Raw genomic sequence first — 10,163 nt, forward strand, 5'->3', positions numbered from 1 at the left:
CCCACCCCGCGGCGTCCGCCCCCGCGCCGACGCGGGGGCGCTGCCGGCCACGGTTTGGGGCGTGCCCGGGGGGGGGCCCACCAAGCGGTTCCGGTTCAGCGAGCCTTCTTGGTGGCCCGCTTCCGCGGCGGAGTCAGCAGGTCGGCGATCGTCGCGATCGCACTCGGCACCAGCCGGTAGTAGGCCCACACACCACGCTTCTCCCGCTCCAGCAAGCCGGCCTCGGTGAGGATGCGGAGGTGGTGGCTGACCGTCGGCTGCGAGAGGCCGAGCGGCGCGGTGAGGTCACACACGCACGCTTCGCCCTCGGGCGCCGACTGGATCAGGCTGAGCAGCCGCAGCCGGGCGGGGTCGGCGAGGGCCTTGAGGACCCCCGCCAGCCGCTCGGCGTCGGCGCGTTCGATCGGCTCGCCGGCAAGCGGCGAGATCTGAGGCATGGTCATTTCAGCCAACGCAGTTCCCACGTATTCCATCCTTCCACCAGCAGCATCGATCCGCCTGCATATCAGCAGATCCGAATCGGCAAATTTTTACGCCACAAGGCCGAGGTCAGCCAACGTATAGGCCGCCCGATACGGCAGTCCGGCGGCACGTACGACGTCGCTGGCGCCACGGTCGACGATCACCGCCACGCCCACGACCTCCGCCCCGGCCTCGCGTAGAGCTTCGACGGCCGTCAACACGCTGCCGCCCGTCGTCGAGGTGTCCTCCACCGCCAGTACCCGCCGGCCGGCCACCTCAGGACCCTCGATCCGCCGTTGGAGACCATGCGCCTTGCCGGCCTTGCGGACGACGAAGGCGTCCAGGGGTCGATCGGTCTCTGCGGCGGCGTGCAACATCGAGATGCCGATCGGATCGGCACCCAGGGTCAACCCACCGACCGCGTCGTAATTCCAGTCGGCGGTCAGCTCCCGCATCACCCGACCGACCAGGGGAGCGGCCCGGTGATGGAGAGTCACGCGACGCAGATCGACGTACCACTCCGCCTCCCGCCCCGAGGAGAGCACGACCCGGCCATGGACCACAGCCAGGTCAGTGATGAATTTACGCAGGTCGTCGTGGTCCCCCATGGCGATAGAGGGTACTGCTCAAGTCTGTGGGTCGTGTGTGCGGCCCACCCGGACCGACCATGCAGGCCCTCGATGACTGGCGATGGACGGCTACGCTGCGCGATCGCACCGGCAGAGTTGCGCAGCCACGCCGGAGGCACCGGCGCGTCGACCGGCACCGCCTGCCGCTCACTGCCCGGCCGGGTCGACCTGCCCGCGCCGGTCCCGGAAGGCACCGCGCAGCAGCCGGCGCGGCACGTGCCGCAGGCTCGCCACGGCCAGCTTGTACTTCCAGTCGGGAACGCTCAAGGTTTTGCCTTTTCGCAGGTCACGCAGGGCTTCGGCGACCACGTCGTCGGCCTTGAGCCAGATCCACCGCGGCATGCCGGACATGTCGATGCCGGTGCGTTCGTGGTAGCCGGTGCGGGTGTAGCCGGGGCAGAGCGCCATCACGTGCACCCCCGCCGCGCGGGCCGACTGCCCGATCGATTCGCTGAAGCTGGTGACCCATGCCTTGCTGGCCGGATAGGTGGAGCCGGGCATCACCGGGCCGAAGCCGGCGACCGAAGAGACATTTATCACTGTCCCATTACCGCGCCTCGTCATGGGCCCGAGCGCAGCGTGGGTCAGTCGCAATACCGCGTGCACGTTCAACCGGAGCAGCCGCGTCTCGTCGGCGACGGTGGACCGCAGAAACGGTTGGTTCAGGCTCAATCCGGCATTGTTGACCAGCAGGTCCACCGGGTCGCCGGTGGCCAGTCGCCGTTCCACCCGGGCGCATCCGTCGTCGGTGGACAGATCGGCGGAGATGACCTCCACCCGGTTGCCGTACCGGCCGGCCAGCTCGGCGGCGGTGGCGTCGAGCCGGGTGGTGTCCCGGGCCACCAGAACCAGGTCCCAGCCCTCGGCGGCGAGCTGCCCGGCGAACGCCGCGCCGATCCCTGCGGTGGCGCCCGTGATCAGTGCGCACCGGCCGGGCACGGTTCGGTCGACGGTCACTGTTGCTCCTCGGCGGGACGGCGGACCACGTCAGGCCCGGACGCGGTCGGTCCGGCACCGGGATCGGGCCCGGACGCCGCCGGCCCGGCACCGGGATCGGGATCGGGTCGCGACGCGGCCGGTACGGCACCCTGGGCGGCTCCGGACCCGGACCAGCTTGGCACCGACGGCAGCGCGGGCCCGGGGGACGGGTAGGGCGCGGCGGTGAACGGGGCGGGCCCGTATCCGGGTCGCACCGGCCGCCTGCCGGTGAACCAGCTGTTCGCCGGCCGCAGGGCCAGCAGCACGGCCACCACGAGGTAGCCGAGGGCCTGGGCCACCGAGACGCCTGCGTTCACCGGCACCCACCACGAGGGATAGGCGTCGTCGAGGGTGGTGAAGAGGGCGGCCACCCCCTGGTCACCGCTGCCCAGCCGCAGCGGCCTGACCCGCTGGCCGACCAGCACGGCCAGGGCGCACCCTCCGGCGAGCAGACCCAGCCCGCAGACCGCCCAGACGCCGACCCGGGCCGCCCGACGCCGGGCGAGCAACCCCCCGGCGAGGCCGACCAGCAGCAGCGCCACCAGCACCGTCAACACCGCCGCACCGACCGTGCCGAGCCGCAGCAGCCGGACCAGCCCGTCGACGTCGCCCGGGTCGGCGTCGGTACCGGCGGCGGCGCCCCGGAACCGGTCGATCGTGCCACCCAGGGCGAGCAGGCTGGTGACGGCGTAGACCCCGGCGGCGAGCGCCATCAGCCCGAGCAGCGCCGCCGCCACGGTGACCACCGGCGGGCGACGGTCCGGCACCTGATCCGGGTACGACACGACGATTCCCTCCGGTAGGCGTCGGTGTGCAACCTACTCGGAGGGAATCGTCGGTGTCGCTGTTACGCGCCCGTCAACTGCCGGCGGGGCGCTGCGGGTCGTCCGGGCCGCTGCCTCCGGTGGGCCGGTCGGGTTCCCCACCCGACGGCGGCGACCAGGACGGGCCGTCGGACGACTGCGGCTGGTCCGGCACGCCGGGAGTGGCCGACGACGGGCCGGGCTGGCCCGGGGCCGACGACGGGCCGGGGGCACCGGGCTGGCCGGGCGCACCGGGCTGCGGGTAGTCCGGCGTCGCCGGGTAGCCGGGGGTGGACGGGTAACCGGGGGTGGGCGGGTAGCCGGGCGTGGCCGGGTAGGTGGCACCGGGGACCGGCGGCTCCCAGCCCGCCTTGGGCTTGCGGAAGAACTCGTTGGACTGCGGCAGGGCGAGCAGGATCAGCGCCGCCAGCAGGGCGAGCAGGCTGACCACGCCGAGCAGGGTGCTGACCGGGTTGTACCAGGAGGGCAGCACGGCGTTCATGCTGCGTTCCAGTTCCTCGGCGCTCGGCGCGTCCCCGGAGGTGGAGCCGGTGGAGCCGCTGAAACCAGCGGCACCGTTGACCAGCCCACCGCCGACGCAGCAGACCATGATGCCGCCGACCACCCAGGTGGCGATCCGGCTGCCGTTCTTGCCCCGGTTGTTGAAGATCGCCAGGACGACGAGGGCGAGCGCGATCAGCAGCAGGACGGCGGACGCGCCGACGGCGAAGACCACGACGGCGGTGCCGAGGCCCTCGACCTCGCTCGCGGTCCCCTCGAAGGCGTCCTCGAACGCCTGGCGCAGCTTCCCGCTGATCGCCAGGGTCAGGATCAGCCCGATCAGTTGGAGCGCCGCGAAGAACATCAGCAGGTAGCTGGAGAGCGTCACCAGACCCGGACGGGTCCGGGCGGGCGTGCTGTGGGAATCGACCATGATTCTCCTTCCTAGATCACCGCACCACGGTAACGTCCGCAGTCCCGTCGCACCGGGTACGACGGAGCCGTACCCGCTGGTGGAGCCGCCGAATCACGGCTGTCGGGCACGGACCGGAACCGGCCGGGGCCGTTGAGGTCACGACTGGCGGACCAGTCGGCGGTGTTCGGCGGTCACCACGGCGAGCAGGAGCAGGTCCACCGCGAGCCCGGTCACCGCGTCGAACTGGTTGACCGTGAAGTTGAAGATCTGCCCGAACAGGAGGTCGACCAGGAGCGCCAGCTTGAACAGCCGGAACGCGGCCCGCCGGTCGTTGCGGAGCAGGAACGCGGCGCGGATGCTCAGCACCCCGGCGACCACGGCCGAGGCGGACACCCCGAGCACCGCGCCCCACTCGCCGAGCTGGTCCAGCTCGCCGGTGACGCCCTCGGTGGCGACCGCCACCACCGTCGCCACCGGCTCGACGACCAGGTAGGCCACCACCAGCAGGACCACCCAACGCTGGGCGGTCAGCCGGACCAGCGCGTCACGCAGCCGGTCCACCCAGGGCTGCCAGAACCGCCGCGGCGGTGGTTCCCGGTGCGGCACCACGTCCAGCAGCGCGGACACCCCCGACTCGACCTCCGGGCCGGCACCCCGGACCAGCCGCAGGGTGGCCGTTCGCTGTCGGTCGGTGAGCCCCCGGCCGACACCGCCGACGATCACGTCCAACGCGTTGGCCACCCGTTCGCCGGGGGTCGGGCGCAGCCGTTCGCGCAACGCCTGGGTGATCACCACCAGCAGGGCGAAGACGGCGTAGATGATCCCGGCGGCCGGCCGGTAGAAGTAGTCAGTGCCGGCGGTGACGAACTTGCCGACCTCGTCGATGAACAGCCCGAAGCCGATCCCGGCGAGCACCGCCCCGGTCATCCGGGCGGGCCCGCCGAGGAAGACCAGCGCGACGCCCAGCCCGACGGTCATCAGCAGGCCGCCCCAGAGCACGTGCGCGATGTGCAGGCCGCCGCCGCCGAGCTGCGGGTAGCCGGTGGCGTGCAGGAACGCCCGGGTGACCAGCACCGTCGCCACCCCGGACAGCACGAACGCCTGGAGGTACGCCGCAGCGTCCACCGCGCGCGGTGGCAGCCGGCGGCGCAGCGACGGTGACATCGCCTCCGAGGCTAGTAGCCGCGCCACTCGCTGCGGGCGTAGTCGAGCACCCTGGGCCTCAACAGGGTGGAGGCGGGCACGTCGAGGCGGCCCCGGTCGGCGGGGAAGGCCGCCGCCGCCCGCAGCACCGCCGGGTCGAGGAAACGCAGCCGGGGCGCGTCGACCGGCAGTTCCAGCGGCGGCGGGGTGCCGCCCGGGGCGGCGAGCACGAACCCCCAGTCACCGAACGACGGCACGTCGACGTGGTACGGCACGGTGGCGAAGCCGGCCTCACGGATCGACGCCTCGATCGACCAGTACGACCGGGGCGCGAAGTACGGCGACCCGGACTGCACCACCAGCCGGGCGCCCTCGGCGAGCACCGAACGGATCAACGCGTAGAACTCGACGGTGTAGAGCTTGGCGGTGGCCGTCTCGTCCGGGTCGGGCAGGTCGGCGACGACCACGTCGAAGCGCTCACCGGCGGTACGCAACCAGCCGAACGCGTCGGTGTTGAGCACCCGGACCCGGGGGTCGTCGAGGGAGCCGCCGTTGAGCGCGCGTAACTGCGGCTCGGAACGGGCCAGCGCCACCACCGCCGGGTCGAGGTCGACGACGGTCACCCGGCGCACGTCCGGATACCGCAGGATCTCGCGTACGGCGAGACCGTCGCCGGCACCGAGGACCAGCACCTCGCCGTGCGGGCCGCGCATCGCCGGGTGCACCAGCGCCTCGTGGTAGCGGTACTCGTCGATCGAGCTGAACTGGAGGTCGCCGTTGAGGAACAGCCGCAGGTCGGTGTCGGAGTGGCCGACCTCGCGTACCGACCGGGTCAGCACGATCTCCTGGTAACGGGAGCGTTCGGCGTGCACCACCGGGTCGCGGTAGAGCTGCTGGCGGCTGGTCACCTCGAAGTCGGCGGCGGTGACCCAGGCGTACCCCAGGCAGAGGGCGACCACGACGGAGCCGGCACCCAGCACGAGCCGGGCCCGGCGGCTCAGCTCGGCGCGGAACACCGTGCAGACCAGGGCCAGGCCGGCCACCGCGTTCACCGCGCCGACCACCAGGGCACCCTTGAGCTGGCCGAAGACCGGGATCAGCAGGAACGGGAAGGCGAGCCCGCCGAGCAGCGCGCCGACGTAGTCGGCGGCGAACAGGTCGGCGACCGCGCTGCCGGCGGCCTGCTCCCGGATGCGTTGCAGCATCACCATCAGCAGCGGGATCTCCGCGCCGATCAGCAGGCCCAGCACGAACGCGGTGCCGACCAGCGCCGGGCCGTACAGGTCGAGCCAGGCGAACGCGGCGTAGAGGCCGAGCACCGACAGGCCGCCGAGCAGGGCCAGGGTCAGCTCGATCACCGCGAACGCGGCGGCGGCCCGGGGCTGCAACGGCTTGGCGACCAGCGCCCCGATCCCCATCGCGAAGACCATCACGCCGAGCACGATCGACGCCTGCCCGACCGTGTCGCCGATCAGGTAGCTGCCGAGCGCGACCAGGGCCAGCTCGTACACCAGGCCGCAGGCGGCGCAGACGAAGACGGCGAGCAGCACCGACGCGCGGGCCCACCGCCAGCGCGGCCGGACCGCCGGGGTGTCGTCGACAGTGGTCACCGCGCCCCCCGGAAACGCCCGGCCGGCGTCGCCGCCCGCTGCCGGCCGCGCTGGACGAACCCGACGGTGATCAGCAGCGCGGCGACCAGCAGCAGGCCGGCGGTTGCGAGCAGCCAACCCCAGCGGTCCCGCAGGAAGTCGTTCCCGGCGTCCGGCAGCGCGCCGGCCGGCGCGGCCGGGTCGGCGGTCGGGGTGGCGGCGGGCGGGGCGACACCGGCCTCGGCGACCAGCAGCGGCAGGGTCACCGCGGCCCGGCAGATCGCCCAGCCCGGATCGTCGATGAACGTGTCGGTGTCCAGCCCGAACCGGCTCAGCCCGTTGTCGACAGCCCACAGGTCGGCCCGGTCGAGGTCGTCGGAGCCGGAGACGGTGACGGTCGCCCAGTCGTTGCTCTCGCTGCTGGACGAGGTGTACATGATCCGGGCCCGGACCTCCACCCAGCGCGGGCAGCGGGCGTCCCCGGTCACCGGCACCCCGTCGCCGAGGTTGGAGCCGACACTGACCTCCGCGCCGGACGACCTCTCCAGCCGCCAGCCGTAGCAGATGCCCTGGCTGTCGGCCGCCTGCACGAGCAGCGGCACGGTGTCGGCACGCTCGTCGGCCGCCGGACCGGGCACGGTGGTGCCCCCGGAGTCCCGGTTGAGGATGCTGCTGCCCACGCAGACCAGCGCCATCACGCCGATGAAGAGCCAGACGACCCAGGCGCCCGAGTTCTGCTTCGCCTTCGCCGGCTGCTTCGCCGTGGTCATCAGCTGATGGCGGCGGCGATGATCGCGCCGGTGGCGAGGTGCACCATCGCCGACACCCAGACCGCCGGGTGCGGCTGCTGGTCGACCAGCAGCGTGCCCAGCTTGCCCGGGGTCAACGCGTCGAGCAGTACGAACGCCAGGGCCATGATGACCAGCCCGACGATCCCGTACGCGGCGGCACCGACCAGGCCGAGCAGGAAGTCGTCCTCACTGGCGGCGATCGCGGCGACCACGATGATGCCGACGCCGGCCAGGTTCGAGGTCAGCAGCAGCGCGGCGTTACGGTTGCGTTCGGTCCAGATCAGCTCGTGGAGCTTCCCCGGGGTGGCCACGTCGACCAGCACGTAGCCGACGGCCATCAGGACGACACCGACCACCCCGTAGGCGAGGGTGACCAGCAGGTCGGTGACCAGGTTCTGCACAGCGTGCTCCAGGGGTTCGTTCGGTCGGGGTCGGTACGCGTCACTTGCCGGAGCCGGGACCGCCGCCGCGCACGGTGCTGCCCCGACCCCAGCCCCAGTGGCTGCCCACCGTCGAGTGGTAACGCGGGTAGGCGGTGCGCATCCGCTCCAGCAGGATCAGCGAGCCGGCGGCGATCGGCAGGATCACCAGCGAGTCGTCGTCGTAGCGCAGGTAGACGCCGCTGCCGTCGACGTACTGGTCGGCCGGCTTCCAGGCGTCGGTGACGTCCTTGGCCACCTGGCTCGGGGTGCGGTTCGAGGTGTACGCGATGGCGTCCCGCCCGATGTCCCGGCTCGCCGCCCGGGTGTAGCGGTCCTCGATGTAGCCCCGGGGCGAGAAGTTGCCGTAGAAGATCGCGAAGGCGGCGACCAGCGCGCCGACGACCGCGAAGGCCACCCCCACCACGAACCAGCGTCGGTACGTCACGGTGTTACCTCCGTTCGCGACTGCGGGGCTCGCAAAACCGGCTCACTCCTCGCGCTCACGGTGTTACCTCCGTTCGCGACTGCGGGGCTCGCCGATCGTGCGGGAGCGTCACCGCCGTCTCGGTCAGGACCAGTTCGTTGGTCTGGGGGTACGCGTGCCAGGTGCGCCAGGCCACCGTCCCGGCCGGCGCGTCGGGGCGTACGGCCAGCGCGGTCACCGCGTCCGGGTCCCCGGGAAAGACCCCGACCAGGGCGTACGGGTCGTCGGCCAGGTCGGCGCGGAGCGCGGCGATCCGGGTGTGCAGCTCCCCCTCGGCGGGGCGCAGCACGGTGGCGGCGAACCGGTAACCGCCCGCCTCGTCGTGCAGGTCGCCAGGCAGGTGCGGGGGCCGACCGGGCAGGCAGGCGACCGTCTCGACCAGCCCACCGGGCCGATCGGGGGCGGTCGCGTCGGCACCAGCGGCCGGGACGGTGAGGACGACCTGGTGGGAGGCACCGAGCAGGCGCAGCCGCAGCCGGACGTCGCCGGGCAGGGTCAGGTCACGGACGTGCAGGGCGGGGCGTTCCGGGCCACCGAGCGCCAGGCTCAGGTCGGCCGCGCACGTGTCGACGTACGGGGTGTCCAGGCTGACCAGCACGATCAGGACCCCACCGGGCCGGACTGCGGGTACACCATCACGTCGGCGCGGTGCAGCCGCTCACCCCGACCCACCTCCCAGCCGGCCTCCCCGTACGCCTCGAAGGAGAGCCGCTCGCCGCCCTGGCCCCGGTAGTCCTGGTAGCGGACGGTGCCGTACGGGTCGAGACCGGTGCTGCCGGTGGCCGAATAGCGGGCCTGGCCGGACTCCTCCCAGGAGTAGCGGCGGCCGGCGAAGTCGAGGGTCGGTGCGCCCGGGGTGATCGTCGCGGCCGGCTCGGCCGTCCAGAGCACCAGCTCCAGGTCCGGGTCCTCCTCGACGGAGAGCCAGCGCTTGTCGCCCTCGACGGTGTCCAGCAGGTGCTCGGCCCAGCTCCAGCCGCCCTCGACCAGGTGCACCGAGCCCCGGACCGCGTAGGACACGCCACGGATCTCGACGATGTCGCCGGGCTTGAGCTTGCGGGGGTCACCGCGCAGCGCGTCGGAGTCGGTGTCGCGGAACGGGTCCTTCGCCGGTGTCGGGCGGGCCGGTTTGCGGCTCCGGCTGAAAGCCACCGCCGCCACCACGATCCCGGCGACCCCGATCAGACATCCCAACGCCGCCACGACGTACGCGACTGAACCGTTCACCCCGACCACCTCCCCAAGTGCATCGGCGGAGACGGTAACAACCCCGCGCACCCCGCGCACCTGGGGAAACTCAGCGAATTCTGAGTGAGAGATCAGCTACTCAGCGTGCCTGTCGGGAGGTGGGCCGGACAGCCGGTCGGCCGCGTACCCACGCAGCGTGGTGGTGCCCATCGTGCAGCCGGCGAACGTGGTGAACTCGGCGTCGTCGTCGCCCAGCGCCGTCCAGGCCGCCCGGGCCGCCGCCGGGTCGACCTGCTCCAGCAGCGTCGCCGCGTACGCCCGGCCGGCTGGCGAACCGTGCCGCAGCAGCCAGTCGACCTGCTCGCGGGCCTGCCGAGGACGCTGCGCGAACGCCTCCTCGACCCGCCGGTACGCCTCGGTCACCGGCAGCAGCGTGCCGGCGAACCCCACCCCACCGAAGGCGACGGTGTCCGCCCCGGCGAGTTCCCGCACGGCGGCGTCCAGCTCCGGATCGCCACTCTTCTTCCGCATCCCGAACATGCCCCTTTCCTTTCCCCGCCCCGCACCACCCCACCCCCGCCAACCCCACCGCGCCCCGCCCCACCGCGCCCCGCCCCACCCCACCGCGCCCCGCACTCAGCCCCGCCCCCCGGGGTTAAAGTGGTTTTGGTGACCCGCGAGCGCTGCCCTTGCCCCAAAACGCTTGGTACCCGGGGGGCGGGTGGGCCGGCGCGGGGCGCTCAATAGGTTTGGGGGAG

General features: G+C 72.8%; 13 protein-coding genes. All 13 read right to left on the minus strand.

The window, feature by feature from the left end:
* Nucleotides 1-95: 95 nt before the first annotated feature.
* The 13 genes from ACOJTC_RS09210 to ACOJTC_RS09270 all read right to left on the minus strand — a co-directional run bounded on the left by ACOJTC_RS09210 (nt 96) and on the right by ACOJTC_RS09270 (nt 9,945).
* The gene (locus ACOJTC_RS09210; RefSeq protein WP_007454255.1) at nt 96-473 is read right to left on the minus strand and encodes an ArsR/SmtB family transcription factor; all 378 of its coding nucleotides are present in this window, start codon (nt 471-473) and stop codon (nt 96-98) included.
* A 57-nt stretch (nt 474-530) separates the two neighbouring features.
* Nucleotides 531-1,070, minus strand: coding sequence for an orotate phosphoribosyltransferase (pyrE, locus tag ACOJTC_RS09215; RefSeq protein ID WP_088641922.1), 540 nt, complete (start codon nt 1,068-1,070; stop codon nt 531-533).
* Nucleotides 1,071-1,238: 168 nt separating this feature from the next.
* Nucleotides 1,239-2,048 (minus strand): SDR family NAD(P)-dependent oxidoreductase, encoded by an 810-nt coding sequence (locus ACOJTC_RS09220; protein WP_420116527.1) that lies wholly within the window; start codon nt 2,046-2,048, stop codon nt 1,239-1,241.
* A complete protein-coding gene (locus ACOJTC_RS09225; protein WP_420116528.1) occupies nt 2,045-2,854 on the minus strand; it encodes a hypothetical protein in 810 nt (269 codons plus the stop codon). Before ACOJTC_RS09225 ends, ACOJTC_RS09220 begins: the two co-directional genes overlap by 4 nt.
* 73 nt (nt 2,855-2,927) lie before the next feature.
* Nucleotides 2,928-3,806 (minus strand): hypothetical protein, encoded by an 879-nt coding sequence (locus ACOJTC_RS09230; RefSeq protein WP_363649847.1) that lies wholly within the window; start codon nt 3,804-3,806, stop codon nt 2,928-2,930.
* A 138-nt stretch (nt 3,807-3,944) separates the two neighbouring features.
* Nucleotides 3,945-4,928, minus strand: coding sequence for a hypothetical protein (locus ACOJTC_RS09235; RefSeq protein ID WP_204928495.1), 984 nt, complete (start codon nt 4,926-4,928; stop codon nt 3,945-3,947).
* Between the two features lie 35 nt (nt 4,929-4,963).
* A complete protein-coding gene (locus tag ACOJTC_RS09240; protein ID WP_420116529.1) occupies nt 4,964-6,541 on the minus strand; it encodes a polyamine aminopropyltransferase in 1,578 nt (525 codons plus the stop codon).
* Nucleotides 6,538-7,290 (minus strand): hypothetical protein, encoded by a 753-nt coding sequence (locus ACOJTC_RS09245; RefSeq protein WP_420116530.1) that lies wholly within the window; start codon nt 7,288-7,290, stop codon nt 6,538-6,540. The genes ACOJTC_RS09240 and ACOJTC_RS09245 overlap by 4 nt, the downstream gene beginning before the upstream one ends.
* Nucleotides 7,290-7,712 (minus strand): DUF350 domain-containing protein, encoded by a 423-nt coding sequence (locus ACOJTC_RS09250; RefSeq protein WP_204928477.1) that lies wholly within the window; start codon nt 7,710-7,712, stop codon nt 7,290-7,292. Before ACOJTC_RS09250 ends, ACOJTC_RS09245 begins: the two co-directional genes overlap by 1 nt.
* Before the next feature lie 40 nt (nt 7,713-7,752).
* Complete coding sequence (locus ACOJTC_RS09255; protein ID WP_204928478.1) at nt 7,753-8,178, minus strand: DUF4247 domain-containing protein; 426 nt, start codon at nt 8,176-8,178, stop codon at nt 7,753-7,755.
* A gap of 55 nt (nt 8,179-8,233) precedes the next feature.
* A complete protein-coding gene (locus tag ACOJTC_RS09260) occupies nt 8,234-8,815 on the minus strand; it encodes a DUF2617 family protein (protein WP_420116531.1) in 582 nt (193 codons plus the stop codon).
* 2 nt (nt 8,816-8,817) lie between these two features.
* Complete coding sequence (locus ACOJTC_RS09265) at nt 8,818-9,444, minus strand: DUF4178 domain-containing protein (RefSeq protein ID WP_204928480.1); 627 nt, start codon at nt 9,442-9,444, stop codon at nt 8,818-8,820.
* A gap of 96 nt (nt 9,445-9,540) precedes the next feature.
* Nucleotides 9,541-9,945 carry a hypothetical protein gene (locus tag ACOJTC_RS09270; RefSeq protein ID WP_420116532.1) on the minus strand — a complete coding sequence of 135 codons (405 nt, stop codon included), beginning with the start codon at nt 9,943-9,945 and terminating at the stop codon, nt 9,541-9,543.
* Nucleotides 9,946-10,163 lie beyond the last annotated feature (218 nt).

This window comes from Micromonospora sp., assembly GCF_048594385.1.
GTDB classification, from domain to species: domain Bacteria; phylum Actinomycetota; class Actinomycetes; order Mycobacteriales; family Micromonosporaceae; genus Micromonospora; species Micromonospora wenchangensis.

Excerpts from the sequence above, each read along its gene's own strand:
- ACOJTC_RS09210 (WP_007454255.1), bottom strand. The coding sequence starts at position 473 with ATGGAATACGTGGGAACTGCGTTGGCTGAAATGACCATGCCTCAGATC.
- pyrE (WP_088641922.1), bottom strand. The coding sequence starts at position 1,070 with ATGGGGGACCACGACGACCTGCGTAAATTCATCACTGACCTGGCTGTG.
- ACOJTC_RS09230 (WP_363649847.1), bottom strand. The coding sequence starts at position 3,806 with ATGGTCGATTCCCACAGCACGCCCGCCCGGACCCGTCCGGGTCTGGTG.
- ACOJTC_RS09245 (WP_420116530.1), bottom strand. The coding sequence starts at position 7,290 with ATGACCACGGCGAAGCAGCCGGCGAAGGCGAAGCAGAACTCGGGCGCC.
- ACOJTC_RS09270 (WP_420116532.1), bottom strand. The coding sequence starts at position 9,945 with ATGTTCGGGATGCGGAAGAAGAGTGGCGATCCGGAGCTGGACGCCGCC.